Source organism: Mycobacterium sp. 2YAF39, from assembly GCF_052114565.1.
GTDB lineage: Bacteria > Actinomycetota > Actinomycetes > Mycobacteriales > Mycobacteriaceae > Mycobacterium.
In genome coordinates, this window is sequence record NZ_JBFREZ010000007.1 from 287125 (window position 1) to 301173 (window position 14049).

At 66.3% G+C, this 14049-nt stretch carries 18 protein-coding genes; 11 read left to right on the plus strand and 7 right to left on the minus strand.

Annotated elements, in window-relative coordinates; genetic code table 11:
* The first annotated feature begins 9 nt into the window (after positions 1-9).
* The 4 genes from AB4Z42_RS21230 to AB4Z42_RS21245 are packed head-to-tail and all read left to right on the plus strand — an operon-like array spanning position 10 to position 3198.
* Entirely contained in the window at positions 10-330 is a 321-nt protein-coding gene (locus tag AB4Z42_RS21230) for a HypC/HybG/HupF family hydrogenase formation chaperone (RefSeq protein WP_442011186.1), read from the plus strand.
* Positions 327-1427, plus strand: a complete 1101-nt coding sequence (gene hypD / locus AB4Z42_RS21235) for a hydrogenase formation protein HypD (RefSeq protein WP_442011187.1) — start codon at positions 327-329, stop codon at positions 1425-1427. The genes AB4Z42_RS21230 and hypD overlap by 4 nt, the downstream gene beginning before the upstream one ends.
* Positions 1420-2499, plus strand: coding sequence for a hydrogenase expression/formation protein HypE (gene hypE, locus AB4Z42_RS21240; protein ID WP_442011188.1), 1080 nt, complete (start codon positions 1420-1422; stop codon positions 2497-2499). The genes hypD and hypE overlap by 8 nt, the downstream gene beginning before the upstream one ends.
* The gene (locus AB4Z42_RS21245) at positions 2500-3198 is read left to right on the plus strand and encodes a DUF6390 family protein (protein ID WP_442011189.1); all 699 of its coding nucleotides are present in this window, start codon (positions 2500-2502) and stop codon (positions 3196-3198) included.
* Between the two features lie 20 nt (positions 3199-3218).
* Here the strand turns inward: AB4Z42_RS21245 and AB4Z42_RS21250 are convergent, their stop codons facing one another.
* Positions 3219-3413, minus strand: a complete 195-nt coding sequence (locus AB4Z42_RS21250; protein WP_442011190.1) for a DUF3046 domain-containing protein — start codon at positions 3411-3413, stop codon at positions 3219-3221.
* 10 nt (positions 3414-3423) lie between these two features.
* On the minus strand, positions 3424-4596 hold the full coding sequence (locus AB4Z42_RS21255; protein ID WP_442011191.1) for a glycosyltransferase: 1173 nt from the start codon (positions 4594-4596) through the stop codon (positions 3424-3426).
* A 41-nt stretch (positions 4597-4637) separates the two neighbouring features.
* On the opposite strand from AB4Z42_RS21255, the gene AB4Z42_RS21260 reads away from it, so the two are divergent.
* Together AB4Z42_RS21260 and AB4Z42_RS21265 are read left to right on the plus strand one after the other, a co-directional pair.
* Positions 4638-5078 carry a limonene-1,2-epoxide hydrolase family protein gene (locus AB4Z42_RS21260; protein ID WP_442011192.1) on the plus strand — a complete coding sequence of 147 codons (441 nt, stop codon included), beginning with the start codon at positions 4638-4640 and terminating at the stop codon, positions 5076-5078.
* A gap of 54 nt (positions 5079-5132) precedes the next feature.
* Complete coding sequence (locus AB4Z42_RS21265; RefSeq protein ID WP_442011193.1) at positions 5133-5735, plus strand: dienelactone hydrolase family protein; 603 nt, start codon at positions 5133-5135, stop codon at positions 5733-5735.
* Here AB4Z42_RS21265 and pspM read toward each other — a convergent pair.
* The 4 genes from pspM to pgsA form a co-directional block, all read right to left on the minus strand.
* Positions 5732-6550: a phage shock envelope stress response protein PspM gene (gene pspM, locus AB4Z42_RS21270; RefSeq protein WP_442011194.1), complete on the minus strand. Its 819-nt coding sequence runs from the start codon at positions 6548-6550 to the stop codon at positions 5732-5734. The genes AB4Z42_RS21265 and pspM overlap by 4 nt on opposite strands.
* Before the next feature lie 18 nt (positions 6551-6568).
* Entirely contained in the window at positions 6569-7381 is an 813-nt protein-coding gene (pspA, locus tag AB4Z42_RS21275; RefSeq protein WP_442011195.1) for a phage shock protein PspA, read from the minus strand.
* Between the two features lie 115 nt (positions 7382-7496).
* Entirely contained in the window at positions 7497-7829 is a 333-nt protein-coding gene (gene clgR, locus AB4Z42_RS21280) for a transcriptional regulator ClgR (protein WP_442011196.1), read from the minus strand.
* A 128-nt stretch (positions 7830-7957) separates the two neighbouring features.
* Positions 7958-8554 carry a CDP-diacylglycerol--glycerol-3-phosphate 3-phosphatidyltransferase gene (pgsA, locus tag AB4Z42_RS21285; protein ID WP_442011197.1) on the minus strand — a complete coding sequence of 199 codons (597 nt, stop codon included), beginning with the start codon at positions 8552-8554 and terminating at the stop codon, positions 7958-7960.
* Positions 8555-8595: 41 nt separating this feature from the next.
* Between pgsA and AB4Z42_RS21290 the strand changes: the two genes are divergently transcribed.
* The gene (locus AB4Z42_RS21290; protein ID WP_442011198.1) at positions 8596-9105 is read left to right on the plus strand and encodes an amino-acid N-acetyltransferase; all 510 of its coding nucleotides are present in this window, start codon (positions 8596-8598) and stop codon (positions 9103-9105) included.
* A gap of 15 nt (positions 9106-9120) precedes the next feature.
* Complete coding sequence (locus AB4Z42_RS21295; protein ID WP_442011199.1) at positions 9121-9360, plus strand: hypothetical protein; 240 nt, start codon at positions 9121-9123, stop codon at positions 9358-9360.
* Here the strand turns inward: AB4Z42_RS21295 and AB4Z42_RS21300 are convergent.
* Positions 9357-11849, minus strand: a complete 2493-nt coding sequence (locus tag AB4Z42_RS21300; protein WP_442011200.1) for a DNA translocase FtsK 4TM domain-containing protein — start codon at positions 11847-11849, stop codon at positions 9357-9359. The genes AB4Z42_RS21295 and AB4Z42_RS21300 overlap by 4 nt on opposite strands.
* Positions 11850-12055: 206 nt before the next feature.
* Between AB4Z42_RS21300 and AB4Z42_RS21305 the strand changes: the two genes are divergently transcribed.
* The 3 genes from AB4Z42_RS21305 to AB4Z42_RS21315 are packed head-to-tail and all read left to right on the plus strand — an operon-like array spanning position 12056 to position 14045.
* The gene (locus AB4Z42_RS21305) at positions 12056-12370 is read left to right on the plus strand and encodes a putative quinol monooxygenase (protein ID WP_442011201.1); all 315 of its coding nucleotides are present in this window, start codon (positions 12056-12058) and stop codon (positions 12368-12370) included.
* Positions 12370-13173 carry a mycofactocin-coupled SDR family oxidoreductase gene (locus AB4Z42_RS21310; RefSeq protein WP_442011202.1) on the plus strand — a complete coding sequence of 268 codons (804 nt, stop codon included), beginning with the start codon at positions 12370-12372 and terminating at the stop codon, positions 13171-13173. The genes AB4Z42_RS21305 and AB4Z42_RS21310 overlap by 1 nt, the downstream gene beginning before the upstream one ends.
* Entirely contained in the window at positions 13173-14045 is an 873-nt protein-coding gene (locus tag AB4Z42_RS21315; protein WP_442011203.1) for an SAM-dependent methyltransferase, read from the plus strand. Before AB4Z42_RS21310 ends, AB4Z42_RS21315 begins: the two co-directional genes overlap by 1 nt.
* Positions 14046-14049 lie beyond the last annotated feature (4 nt).

A 14049-nucleotide genomic window follows, 5' to 3' on the forward strand; every position in this document is an offset into this window, starting at 1 on the left:
AGGCCGCTGATGTGTTTAGCGGTACCGGGGAAAATTGTCAGCATCGACGACCGTGACGGCACTCTGATGTCCGTCGTCGACTTCGGCGGAATCAAGAAGGACGTCTGTCTGGAGTACATACCCGACGCGGAAGTCGGCCAATACGTCGTCGTCCACGTCGGTTTCGCGCTTCAGCGACTCGACGAGGAATCTGCGATGCGCACACTCGCCGAATTCGAACACCTCGGCGTGCTCAAGGAGGAGTTCACCGATGGCTTCGAGCTGGCCGCCCAGCAGGCCGGCCTCGACAACCCCAACTCGACCAACGGAAATTCTGAGGTGACGTCATGAAGTACCTGGATGAGTTCAGCGATCCTCAACTCGCCGGCCATCTCGTCGACGAGATCAAGGCCGCCACCAGCCAGCGGTGGTCGATCATGGAAGTATGTGGCGGCCAGACACATTCGATCATCAGGCACGGTATCGACCAACTGCTGCCGGATACGATCGAGATGATCCACGGCCCCGGGTGTCCTGTTTGCGTGACACCGCTGGAGATCATCGACAAGGCGCTGGAGATCGCGTCACGACCCGATGTGATCTTCTGTTCGTTCGGCGACATGTTGCGGGTGCCGGGCAGCGAGAAGGACCTGTTCCAGGTCAAGAGCCAGGGCGGCGACGTCCGGGTGGTGTATTCACCGCTGGACGCGCTGAAGGTGGCGCAGGACAACCCCGACAAACAGGTGGTGTTCTTCGGCATCGGCTTCGAGACCACCGCGCCCGCCAACGCGATGACCGTGTACCAAGCCAAACGGCTTGGTATCGACAACTTCTCGCTGCTGGTATCCCACGTCCTCGTACCGCCGGCGATCTCGGCGATCATGGAATCGCCGTCCTGCCGGGTGCAGGCCTTCCTGGCGGCCGGTCATGTCTGCACCGTGATGGGGACCGAGGAGTATCCGTCGCTGTGCGACAAATACGGCATTCCGATCGTCGTCACAGGCTTTGAGCCGCTGGACATCCTCGAAGGAATCCGGCGCACGGTGCTGCAGCTGGAATCGGGACGTCACGAACTGGAGAACGCCTATCCGCGCGCGGTCCAGGTCGAGGGAAACTCCGCGGCCAGGGCGATGCTCCTCGACGTCTTCGAGGTGACCGACCGGTCGTGGCGCGGCATAGGCATGATCCCGAGTAGCGGGTGGCGGCTCTCGCATGCGTACCGCGACTACGACGCGGAGCATCGGTTCTCCGTTACCGACATCCACACCGAGGAATCGTCGGTGTGCCGGTCCGGCGAGGTACTCCAGGGACTGATCAAGCCGCACGAGTGCGAGGCGTTCGGCACTTTGTGTACCCCGCGCAATCCCCTCGGCGCCACGATGGTCTCGTCGGAGGGGGCCTGCGCCGCCTATTACCTGTACCGGCGGCTGGAGGTATCGAATGCCTGAGACCCCCGCGGAGGTCGGCGCCACCATCGACATGGAGTCGTGGGTGTGTCCGGCCCCCCTTCGGGATTCACCGAACATCGTGATGGGGCACGGCGGTGGCGGGGCGATGTCGGCCGAACTCATCGAGCACCTCTTCCTGCCCGCATTCGGCCCTGCCGCCGATGCGGGCATGGGCGATTCCGCGGTCCTGACCGTCGGCAATGTCCGGCTGGCATTTTCGACCGATTCCTTCGTGGTCAAGCCACTGGTGTTCCCCGGGGGCACGATCGGCGATCTGGCGGTGAACGGCACTGTGAACGATCTGGCGATGGCCGGTGCGCAACCACTCGTGCTGTCGACGGCCTTCATCCTGGAGGAGGGCACTCGCCTAGATGAGCTCGCCCACGTCGCCCACACCCTCGGGACGGCCGCGATGGCGGCGGGCGTGAAGCTGGTCACGGGTGACACCAAGGTGGTCGATGCCGGTCACGGAGACGGCGTCTACATCAACACCGCCGGCATCGGACTGATCGACGAACGCTCCGACATCCGGCCGCAGCGAGCCGCCGAGGGCGACGTCGTGATCGTCAGCGGGGACATCGGAGTGCACGGTGTCGCGGTGATGAGTTGCCGCGAGGGGCTGGAGTTCGGCACCACTGTCGCAAGCGACACCGCGCCGTTGCACGGGCTGGTCGCCGCGATGATCGAGACGGGTGCCGATATCCATGCGCTGCGCGATCCGACCAGAGGCGGGGTCGCCGCGACGTTGAACGAGATCGCCAAGACGGCTCGCGTCGGAATCTCGCTCGACGAACGGGCATTACCGATCCCCGCCGAAGTCCGCGACGCCTGCGGACTGCTGGGCCTCGACCCGTTGTACGTGGCCAACGAAGGCAAGCTGCTCGCGTTCGTGGCGGCCGCGGACGCCGACAGGGTTCTCGCCGCCATGCAAGCGCACCCGCTCGGCGCCCACGCGACCGTGATCGGTCGCTGCGTCGCCGAGCATCCGGGAATGGTGTCCGCCAAGACCGCACTGGGCGGCACCCGCGTCGTCGACCTTCCCATCGGTGAACAACTGCCGCGGATCTGCTGAATGAGCGGGCACGAGACATTCGCCTGCTTCGCCTACCCGCCGAACGAACTGGGCTATTGCGGACCCGCCGATGTCGCTCACACCGAACTCGCGTCGCATGCGCGGGAGTTCGACGGTGCATGGCCTTATCTGCAGGCCATCGCCGATGCCGCGGGGATTTCGGACCCGCTGGATGAGGACGTCGTCCGCAGTTATTGGGTCGGAGGACCCCTGCTGGACAAGGTCGATCCCGCCGAGCTGTTGTCGCGAATACGTAGCGCCTTCACCGGGCAGGTCACCGGACTGCTGGCCGATCTGCCGGACCGGGCACACGTGTTGGCACACCACAGTTTTCACGTCTTCGTCGTCTACCCATGGGTCCGGTTCCTCGATCGCGATCCGACGACGCCACTGCGGGTCATGCAGGACTGCCGGATTCGCTGGGGCACCGTCGACTCCGTCGCGGGCGAGGTCGCCGAGATAGTTTGTCGTCCCCTGTCATTCGATGCCGGTGCGCTCGCGCTGGGAGACCCGCGCGTCGAAACGGTGCGGTGGAGCAAGCACGGTGAGTCGTTGGCCCCGCCGCCGACCCCCGGCGAAACGGTCTCGGCGCACTGGGACTGGGTGTGCGGGTCGTTGACCGACGCGGACGCAGACGCCCTGGCCGAAGCGACGCAAGCGACACTCGACCTGGTCAACGCAGCCAGAACCCGGGCCTGAGTACCTGCTCCGGCGGAAAATCACCACTGGTCACGCGGGACGTCGAAGTCCGCGCAGAGCGCCCGCCAGACATCGCGCGGGTCGACGCCGTCCTCGATGGCCTGCACAGGGGTGCGCCCCCCGAGTCCGGTCAGCACGTGGTCGACGAGCAATGACGCCCCACGCACCGCACCGAACTGAGCTTCAACGAGTTCATTGAATTCCGTCAACCGCACGTCGCCCAACCTACGCCGACGACGCGACCGCTTCATGGCACACCCGTACCGGATCTTCGACGCCGGCGATGGATGCCCCGGCCCGGCGCGCCGCGTCCGCGAAGTGGGGCGAGGACAACACCTCGCCCACCGCCGACGCCAACGCTTCCGCGGTCAACGGGCGTACGAGCAGCGCACTGCCCTGCCGCACAACGCGATTGGCGATCTCCCACTGGTCGCCGCCACCTGGTACGACCACCAGCGGCACGCCCGCCAGCAATGTCTTGGACACCATCCCGTGCCCTCCGCCGCAGACCACCACGTCGGCGTGTGCCAGCAGCTCGTCCTGGCGGCCGAGCCCGACCACCGCCCATGGCGGCAGCGACCCGTCCGGACCCTCCAGCCGCGACACCACGACCCGCGAACCGGCCGGAAGCACCTCACCCGGCGTCAGCGTGTCCAGGGCCAGCTCGGCCAGGCCGCGGGCGCCGGTCGTCGCCGTTGACGGCGCGACGACCACCACCGGGCCCGATCCGGCCGGAATCTGCAGCGTCGACGATGTCGGTTCGAAGTGCAGCGGTCCCACGATCACCGCTTCGGACGGCCAGTCGGGCCGCGGGACTTCCAGTGCGGGCAGGGTGGCGATCAGCCGTCGCCGCGGGCCGGGATCGACCGCGGGCAAACCGATCTCGACACGGGCCGCCGCCCGCTGCCGCTCTCCTTCGCGCCATGAGCGGGCGGACAGCGCACGCAGCACCACGTCCCGGAGCCTGCCGCGGACGCCGGTGCCCGCCGCCAGCCCGCTGCCTATCGGCGGAAGCCCCTTCGACGGTCGATACAGCGGCTGGGGGTTCAGTTCGACCCACGGCAGCCCGAGCAGCTCCGCGGCGAGCCCGCCGGCAACGGTGATCACGTCCGAGACCACCAGGTCCGGCGCCAGCTCTTCGAGCTGCGGCGCGTTGAGGACCGCCATCCGGGCAGCACGCTGATGGATCTTCGCCCCGGCATCGAGATCGTCGTCCACCTCGGTCACGTCCAGACCAAGGAGTTCGGCCGCGTCGACTCCGGCCGCTCTCGCCGTAGCCAGCCATTGTGTGCCGGTCAGAACAGTCGGCGAATCCCCATTGGCCAGAAGGCGAAGACACAGCGCAATGGCCGGAAAGGCATGCCCGGGATCGGGTCCGGCAACGACCACGACGCGCATTGGGCCTACCATGCCACAGCGCCAGACCATAGGCTGAGGACATGACCGACCAGGCTTCTCCAGTGAGACCCGACCTCGACAACGTCCGTGCCGTAGAGACGTTTCTGTACGCAATGCAGGACGAGGACTTCGACACCGTCGACCGCTTGATGGCCGACAACATCGAATGGCAGAACGTCGGGTTCCCCACCATCCGAGGCCGCGAACGCATCATCGGCATGATGCGACGAGGCGAGGGACGGCTGGGCTTCGAGGTGAAGATTCACCGTATCGCCGCCGAAGGCAATGCGGTGCTGACCGAGCGCACAGACGCCCTGGTGTTCGGACCGTTGCGGATTCAGTTCTGGGTCTGCGGGATCTTCGAGGTACACGCGGGCCGAATCACCCTGTGGCGGGACTATTTCGACACGGTTGACTTTCTCAAGGGAACCGTTCGGGGAATTGCCGCGACGGTGTTCCCCTCGCTGCGCGCGACTATGTAGTTCTCGTTTAGAGGCCTGACCCATCCGCGCCGGCTGCGGCGACGAACTACTTCCGTGGGCATAAGTAACGGTGCGCGCGGCGGCGTGCTGATCCTTCCCGGCGGAAAACCCAGCGACATGTCCGCGTCACGCTCGTGGCAACTCGCGAATCAGCGGATGAACTGGCTGGCCTTGTCGCTGCGGCGCAGGCTGGGCAGTTCGGCGACGGTCCGGCGCGTGCAGTACCGCAAGCGCGGCTGGAACAGTCCGGCACTCGATGCGCTTCGCGACGCGCAAGCAGCACTCCAAACGCTGATGCGCGATATCAATTCCGGCCAGGTGGTGCTGGTAGGGCACTCGATGGGCGGCCGCGTCGCGGTGCATCTCGCAGCACACAACGACGTCGCCGGAATCGTGGCACTTGCCCCGTGGTGGCCACACAACGATGCCGACCTGGTGCCGCCGGGCTCCCGGCTCCTGACTCTGCACGGCACCGCCGACAGCTGGACCGACCCACGCGCGTCGCAGACACAGACTCGCAGGGCGGCCGATCGCGGCGTCGACGCGCGGTGGGTGGGAATTCCGAATGCGGGTCACTACCTGCTGCGCGACTTCGACACATGGCACCGGCTGACAACGGAATTCGTCGCCGAACAGCTGAACGTCAGCTGCCCCTAGGCCCGCCGCAGGTGCCCGAGTTCGTCGAAGGCCTGCGCCCATCCGAGCAGTCGATCGGTGGCGTTGGACAGCTCGTTACGGTAGCGCTGCTGCGTCATCGGTGAGCTCGACATCGACCCGGTGTTGGCCGCCGACACCAACTGAGCTGCCGCAGTGACCATTTCGTTGTACTGACGGCTACCCTGGTTCAGCTGTGCGGTGAAGGCCTGGATCGTCGGGGCCAGATGCGCACGCGACTGCGGAGCCGAGGCGATCGCCCGTTCCATCGACACCACCTCGTTGGCGGTCGCGGTCATCGTGGCGGCGGTCTGATTGGCCGCGGACGTCAGCTCACGAAGTTCGTCGTCGGGAAGCATCCGGCCGCGCTCCATCACTCCGAGAAGCGAGAACAAACCGCGCTCAGACGCCGCCAGCGCGGCCATCGGCTGGCGGGCCGCCGAGCCCCATGCCGGGAGGCGACGAGCGGTGCGAGATCGCTGTGGCGGCAAGGGCTCGCCCCGCAGCCAGCGCCAACGCAGGAACGACAGCGTCGCCAGGAATGCCGCCCCGACGGCGATGGGAGCCGGGATGAACAATGCCCAGAACGGCGTCTCCCACGCCGAGAGCAGACCCGTCACGCCGATCCAGAACACCGACGACACCGCGAAGAACACCCCGAGCCGCAACGCCCAGCGTCGCTTGCGGATCAGTTTGGCACGCGGATCCGCTGCGGCATTGAGCTTTTGGGCCAGCACGTCGGACCATTCCGCGGCGGTGTCCATACCCCGCTGCGCCATCGAGCGCCAAGCCTCCGGTCTACCCGCTCGCGAATTCACCGCTGTTCCTCACAGAAGTTATTGCGACAACGGATTTTCCGGAGTCGCTTGGGGGTTGGTGGCGGGCGTCGCAGGCGTGCCGGCCGTCGCGCCACCGGCTGGCAACTGCTCACCGCGCATGGACGCACGAATCTGCTCGAGCCGCGAATGCCCCGCCATCTGCACGCTGGCCGACTGCACCTCCATCATCCGGCCTTGTACAGAGTTCTGCGCCAGCTCGGCCGAACCGATGGCGTTGGCGTAGCGGCGCTCGATCTTGTCGCGCACCTCGTCGAGGCTCGGGGTGCTGCCGGGAGCGGCGAGCTCGCTCATCGACCGCAGCGACGCGCTGACCTGCTCCTGCATCTTGGCCTGCTCGAGCTGGCTGAGCAGCTTGGTGCGCTCGGCGATCTTCTGCTGCAGCATCATGGCGTTCTGCTCGACGGCCTTCTTGGCCTGTCCGGCGGCCTGCAACGCCTGGTCGTGCAGTCCCTTGAGATCCTCGACGCTCTGCTCCGAGGTCACCAGCTGCGCGGCGAACGCCTCGGCGGCATTGGTGTACTCGGTGGCCTTGGCGGCATCGCCGGCGGCGGTCGCCTGATCGGCCAGGGTGAGCGCCTGACGGACATTCACCTGGAGCTTCTCGATGTCGGCGAGCTGGCGGTTGAGCCGCATCTCGAGTTGACGCTGATTACCGATTACCTGGGCGGCTTGCTGCGTCAGCGCCTGGTGCTGGCGCTGGGCCTCTTCGATGGCCTGCTGGATCTGCACCTTCGGATCGGCATATTCGTCGACCTTGGAGCTGAACAGCGCCATGAGGTACTTCCACGCCTTGGTGAACGGATTGGCCATCGGTTCATTCCGCCTTCGTGTCTGTCGTTGTCTCGGCCTTGGGCCGCCGGCTTAACGTGCTGCCCAATCTATCGGGTCGGCTACCGTCGCCGCACCTACACCGGCTTCAGCGGTTCTAGGCCACCGCCATCGACACGACCTGCGGAATGACGACCTTGGTTGCGGCGTCGATGTTGGCCGCACCGACGGATTCGCGTTCGAACGCAGCGAGTTCCTTGCGCCCCATCTCGTCGCCCGCTTCGGAGAGCACCCGAGACAGCGGGACGTCCAGGGCGCTGCAGATGGCGCTGAGCAACTCGCTGGAGGCCTCCTTACGTCCGCGCTCGACCTCCGAGAGGTAGCCAAGGCTGACCCGAGCGGAATCGGACACTTCGCGCAGGGTGCGGCCCTGCTCAGTGCGGGCACGGCGCAGAACGTCGCCGATCACCTCGCGCAGCAATGCCGTCATCGTGATCCCCTTCCAGGAGCCGTCGCTTGGCTTTGTATTAGGGCAACGCCGCAACCATTCAGGTGGTTCCCGGATCGCGCAGTTCTTTGCTGCTCGGCCAGAAACCGCAGGAAGGGCCGCCGAAACCGTCAGGAAGCAGCGGGCCGTTCGCGCGAATCGCGAATCGCCGAGACGACGTAATCAACGCCCGTGACCACGGTCAGGACGATCGCGCACCACATGATCACCCAGGCCCCGGTGAGCCATGGGCCCGACAACGGCAGGATGAACAGGCCGATGGCCACGCCCTGGACGAGGGTCTTCAGCTTGCCGCCGCGGCTGGCCGGAATGACGCCGTGACGCAGGACGGCGAAGCGCAGCACTGTGATGCCGATCTCGCGCACCATGATCACCACGGTCACCCACCACGGCAGCTCGCCGAGGGTCGACAGTCCGATCAAAGCGGCGCCGATGAGGGCCTTGTCGGCGATCGGGTCGATCAGCGTGCCGAACTCGGTGACCATTCCGTAGCTGCGGGCCAGCGCACCGTCGAACCGGTCCGTGATCACCGCGACGGTGAACACGATGAATGCGGCTATCCGCCAGAATGTTTCGTGGCCGTCACCGACGAAGAGGACCACCAGGAACACCGGCACCAGCGCCAGCCGCACCCCGGTGAGCACATTGGCGATGTTCGCCACCCGGGCACGCGGAACCACTGGATCAGTCGTGGGTTCGCCCGGCACCGCAACAGAATATCCGTTGCCCGGACCGATACTCTCCACGTGTGAGCGCAGATCCCGAAAGGGTCGCCATCCGGCGGGCCAGAACGTCGGATGTGCCCGCCATGAAAGCTCTGGTCGACATCTACTCCGGCAAGATCCTGCTGGAGAAGAACCTGGTGACGCTCTATGAGGCGGTCCAGGAGTTCTGGGTCGCCGAGCTCGACGGCGAACTGATCGGGTGCGGCGCCCTCCACGTGCTGTGGTCAGACCTCGGCGAGGTGCGCACGGTGGCGGTGCACCCGAAGGTCCGGGGCCACGGAGTCGGGCACGCGATCGTCGACCGGCTGCTGGACGTGGCCAGGGATCTACATCTGCAGCGGATCTTCGTGCTGACCTTCGAAGTCGCGTTCTTCAGCAGGCACGGCTTCCAGGAGATCGACGGCACGCCCGTCACCGCGGAGGTCTTCGAGGAGATGTGCCGCTCGTATGACACAGGTGTGGCGGAGTTCCTCGACCTGTCCTACGTCAAGCCCAACATCCTGGGCAACACCCGAATGCTGTTGACGCTCTAGGCGTACCGTCGGGGCATGATCCGCCGGATCGTCTTCTGTGCCTGCGCTGCGGCCAGCCTTCTCTCGCCCGCTGTCGCGCAGGCAGACCCACCGCAATGCGGGGACGGCCCGATCGTCATGGCCGGTTGTCAGAGTCCCGGATCATGCACCGCAGTCATCGACAACCGGTGCGTCGGACCCGTCGTACCGCCGCTGCTCCCTGACCCGGGACCGGTGCGGGTAGGTCTGGAAGGCATCGTCGGCGTCGGGAGCTAGAACTCCGGCTCGTCGTCGTCGCCGGCCTCGCCACCGCGGATCAGCATCAGCGTTCCCGCCAGCTCATCGGGCTTGACCAGCACCTCGCGCGCCTTGGATCCCTCGCTGGGGCCGACGATGTTGCGGGTCTCCATCAGGTCCATCAGGCGGCCTGCCTTGGCGAAGCCCACCCGCAGCTTGCGCTGCAGCATCGACGTCGAGCCGAACTGACTGGACACCACGAGCTCGACGGCCTGCAGGAATACGTCCATGTCGTCGCCGATATCCGGATCGACGTCGGTGCGCTCCCCGGTGGGCTTGGCCTTGGTGACGCCCTCGGTGTACTCAGGCTCGGCCTGGGCCTTGGTGGCCTCGACGACGGCGTGGATCTCCTCGTCGGTGATGAACGCGCCCTGCAGACGGATCGTCTTGTTGGCGCCCATCGGCAGGAACAGCGCGTCGCCCATGCCGATCAGCTTCTCGGCGCCCTGCTGGTCGAGGATGACGCGGCTGTCGGTCAGCGACGACGTGGCGAACGCCAAACGTGACGGCACGTTCGTCTTGATCAGTCCGGTGACGACGTCGACCGACGGCCGCTGTGTGGCGAGCACCAGGTGGATGCCGGCCGCGCGGGCCTTCTGCGTGATGCGCACGATGGCGTCCTCGACATCACGCGGAGCGGTCATCATCAGGTCGGCGAGCTCGTCGACGATCGCGACGATGTAGGGGTAGGGCTTGTACTCGCGTTGGCTGCCGAGCGGCGCCGTGATCTCCCCGGACCGCACCTTTTTGTTGAAGTCGTCGATGTGGCGCACACGCGACGCCTGCATGTCCTGGTAGCGCTGCTCCATCTCCTCGACGAGCCACGCCAGCGCCGCTGCCGCCTTCTTCGGTTGCGTGATGATCGGGGTGATCAGGTGCGGAATGCCTTCATACGGCGTCAGTTCCACCATCTTCGGGTCGATCAGGATCATCCTGACCTCTTCTGGCGTCGCGCGCGCCAGCAGCGACACGAGCATCGAGTTGACGAAACTCGACTTGCCCGATCCGGTGGAACCGGCCACCAGCAGGTGCGGCATCTTGGCGAGGTTGGCCGAGATGTATTCGCCCTCGATGTCCTTGCCGAGTCCGATCACCAGCGGGTGGTGGTCGGTACGGGTACCCGGATCGGTAAGGACGTCGGCAAGCCGAACCATTTCCCGATCGACGTTGGGCACCTCGATACCCACGGCGGACTTGCCCGGAATCGGTGCCAGCATCCGGACACTTTCGGTGGCGACGGCGTACGCGATATTGCGTTGCAGCGCAGTGATCTTCTCGACCTTGACGCCGGGGCCCAGTTCGACCTCGTAGCGGGTGACGGTCGGGCCGCGGGTGCATCCGGTCACCGAAGCGTTCACCTTGAACTGATCGAGCACCTCGGTGATCGCCTCGATCATCCGGTCGTTGCCTGCGCTGCGCCGCTTCGGCGGATCGCCCGCGATCAGCAGGTCCAGGGGTGGCAGCGTGTACGGCCCCTCCACGACGCGATCGACGATCTTGGGCTTGGCCGGCTTCTTCTTGCGCGCCCTGGCGGTGGGCTCGGGAATGGTCGGTGTCTCGTCCTCGATCGGGTAGTTCTCCATCGGCGTGGCGCCGTTGAATGTCGCGGGCCCGCCGGCTCCGGAAGGCCACGCCTGCGCCCCGTCGTCCCGATATCCGTCGTCGTAGTAACCGTCGGAGAAGTCGTCGGCTTCGGCGGCGACGGCGGACTCCTCGTCGTCGTAGTACTCGTCGTCATAGTCGTCGCCGCGGAACGCCCGCGCGGAGAACATGGTCCGCACGGTGTCGGGCACCTCGCGGATCGTCGTGCCGGTTAACAGAAGAAGGCCGAACAGGGCGGCGATGAACAGCAGGGGCGCCGCGATCCAGACCGTCAGCCCGTCGGCGAGCGGACCGCCGATCGCGAAACCGAAGAAGCCGGCGGCGTGCTGGCGCGCGACGGGATCGGCCGGGGATCCCGCCCACAGATGCCACAGTCCCAGGGCGGGCAGCGCGATCATCGCCCCGCCGAGCATCAGCCGCGGCCGGGTCTCGTGGTTCGGCTCGGTGCGCATCAGCACAACGGCGATGACGGCCAGCGCCAGTGGTACCAGTGCGACCGAGGAGCCGATGAGCACTCGCAGGAAGGTGTCGATCCACGCTCCGACAGGCCGGGCCGCGCCGAACCAGGAACTCGCGGCGACCACCACGGCCACGCCGAGCAGTGCCAGTGCGATGCCGTCACGGCGGTGGCCGGGCTCGAGGTCGCGGGCCCTGCCTACGGACCGCGCCGTCGAGCCGGCGCCCTTGGCCAGCATCAGCCAGCCCATGCGAACACCGCGGCCGACGGTGGCGCCTGCCGACGAAATCGGTGAGGAATTCCGCCGCGGCGCAGGCTTCCGCTTCTGCGTGGTCCGCGTCCCGGTCCGGCTCCCGGTCTTTGACCTGCTAGAACGGCTGCCGGAACGTGCGGCGGTCTTACTAGGCATGCCTGTAAGCCTAGTCGCAACAGCCCCATATTCACCATCAGCCACACTGGTCACAGAAAAGTATCAATCGCCAACCTGCAGGCAGCCGGCTTACCGGCTTCGAGCTGGGCGCTTTACGCCGTAGGCGCGGGTAGCCGAAATTTAGTTAGGTTCGCTGAGTAGGGTGAGTTCACATCCGGCCGCACTCACCGAGGAGTTCACCGCTTATGCCCATCGTCGTCGTCGCAACCATGAAGGCCAAGCCCGAGTCGGTGGATGCCGTCCGGGACGCATGCAAGCAAGCCATCGAGGCGGTGCATCAGGAGCCGGGCTGCGACCTGTACTCGCTGCACGAGGCGGACGGCACCTTCATCTTCGTCGAGCAGTGGGCCGACGCCGATGCGCTGACCGCCCATAGCCAGGCGCCCGCGGTCGCGACACTGTTTGGCACTGTCGGCGAGCACCTCGACGGCGCACCCGACATCAAGATGCTGCAGCCGGTCGTCGCAGGAGATCCCGCGAAGGGTGCACTGCGTCCGTAATGGGTGCCCTCGACGGCAAAGTCGCCTTCATCACCGGGGCCGCCCGCGGTCAAGGCCGCGCCGAAGCGGTCCGGCTTGCCTCCGACGGCGCGAGCATCATCGCGGTCGACATCTGCGACCAGATCGCGTCGGTGCCCTATCCCCTGGCGACGCCTGACGACCTGGCGCTCACGGTCAAGCTGGTCGAGGACACCGGCGCGCGAATCGTCGCGCAGCAGGCCGATGTTCGAGATCGGGAAGGACTGCAGAGCGCACTGCAGGCGGGGATCGACGAACTCGGCCGTCTCGACATCGTGATCGCCAACGCCGGCATCGCGCCGATGGCAACCGGTGAAGCCGGCTGGCGCGACGTCGTCGACGTCAATCTGACCGGCACGTTCCACACGGCCGAGGTCGCGATCCCGACGCTGGTCGAACAGGGTGACGGTGGATCGATTGTTCTGATCAGCTCCGTCGCAGGACTGGTCGCCATGGTCAGCTCGGACCCGGGTGCAATGGGCTACACAGCGGCGAAGCACGGCATCGTCGGGCTGATGCGCCAGTATGCGAATATCCTTGCCGAACACAGTATCCGCGTGAATTCGATCCACCCGACCGGCGTGAACACGCCGATGATCGACAACGACTTCGTCCGCACCTGGCTGCAACAAATGGGGACCCGGGCCGCGGGAAACGCGCTGCCGGTGCCTGCGGTCGAGCCTGAGGACATCGCGAACGCGGTGGCGTGGCTGGTTTCGGATGACGCACGGTACGTGACCGGCGTGACGCTGCCCGTGGACGCAGGCGCTGTCGTCAAGCGCTGATGGTGCAGAACCCCGCCGCGCAAACCGCTTTCGGCCCGATCATGCTCGCTGCCGTCGAGCAGCACGAACCACCGGATCACCGTTTGGTGCACGACGACCTGGCCGCGAAATTTCTGCCCACCGGACTGCGTGTGCTTGTGCGTGCGACCCGACTTGGCCTTCTCCGACGTTTCATGATCGGGGCATCGGAGCGAGCAGGTCCGGGGCTGTGGGTGAATCTGGCCTGCCGAAAGCGCTTCATCGACGAGAAACTCGACGACGCGTTGCCGGAAATCGATGCGGTGGTCATCCTCGGAGCCGGTATGGACACCCGGCCATATCGCCTCGCCCGGCGATCCGACATCCCGGTGTTCGAGGTCGACCAGTCGGTGAACACCGAACGCAAGAAAGGCGTCGTCCGCCGGGTGCTGGGCCATGCGCCCCCGTCGGTTCGGTTGGTGGCGGTCGACTTCGAGCGCGACGATCTCGCTGACGCACTGGCGAAGACCGGACTTCGCGGCGACGACCGGACCTTCTTCATCTGGGAAGGCGTGACGCAGTACCTGACTGCCGATGCGGTGCACGCCACCTTCGAGTTCCTGCGGGGCGCTGCCCCGGGCAGCCGGTTGGTGTTCACGTACGTGCGACGGGACTTCATCGACGGTACGAACATGTACGGCGCCCGGTCGGCGTACCGCAGGTTCCGCGAGAAGCAGCAGGTGTGGAAGTTCGGACTGGACCCCGACGAGGTCGCAGGAGTCGTAGCGCAGTACGGATGGCGACTGATCGAACAGGCGGGGCCGCAGTATTTTCTGCGTCACTACGTCGAGCCGGCAGGCCGTAGTCTGGGCGCGTCGCAGCTCGAATGGACGGCCTACGCCGAGAAGACCTGACCGC

Coding starts and splice junctions, on each gene's coding strand:
- AB4Z42_RS21230 (WP_442011186.1), top strand. CDS start 10: ATGTGTTTAGCGGTACCGGGGAAAATTGTCAGCATCGACGACCGTGAC.
- hypD (WP_442011187.1), top strand. CDS start 327: ATGAAGTACCTGGATGAGTTCAGCGATCCTCAACTCGCCGGCCATCTC.
- hypE (WP_442011188.1), top strand. CDS start 1,420: ATGCCTGAGACCCCCGCGGAGGTCGGCGCCACCATCGACATGGAGTCG.
- AB4Z42_RS21245 (WP_442011189.1), top strand. CDS start 2,500: ATGAGCGGGCACGAGACATTCGCCTGCTTCGCCTACCCGCCGAACGAA.
- AB4Z42_RS21255 (WP_442011191.1), bottom strand. CDS start 4,596: ATGCGCGTCGTGGTCGTTGCCGGACCCGATCCCGGGCATGCCTTTCCG.
- AB4Z42_RS21260 (WP_442011192.1), top strand. CDS start 4,638: ATGACCGACCAGGCTTCTCCAGTGAGACCCGACCTCGACAACGTCCGT.
- pspA (WP_442011195.1), bottom strand. CDS start 7,381: ATGGCCAATCCGTTCACCAAGGCGTGGAAGTACCTCATGGCGCTGTTC.
- clgR (WP_442011196.1), bottom strand. CDS start 7,829: ATGACGGCATTGCTGCGCGAGGTGATCGGCGACGTTCTGCGCCGTGCC.
- AB4Z42_RS21295 (WP_442011199.1), top strand. CDS start 9,121: ATGATCCGCCGGATCGTCTTCTGTGCCTGCGCTGCGGCCAGCCTTCTC.
- AB4Z42_RS21300 (WP_442011200.1), bottom strand. CDS start 11,849: ATGCCTAGTAAGACCGCCGCACGTTCCGGCAGCCGTTCTAGCAGGTCA.
- AB4Z42_RS21305 (WP_442011201.1), top strand. CDS start 12,056: ATGCCCATCGTCGTCGTCGCAACCATGAAGGCCAAGCCCGAGTCGGTG.
- AB4Z42_RS21310 (WP_442011202.1), top strand. CDS start 12,370: ATGGGTGCCCTCGACGGCAAAGTCGCCTTCATCACCGGGGCCGCCCGC.
- AB4Z42_RS21315 (WP_442011203.1), top strand. CDS start 13,173: ATGGTGCAGAACCCCGCCGCGCAAACCGCTTTCGGCCCGATCATGCTC.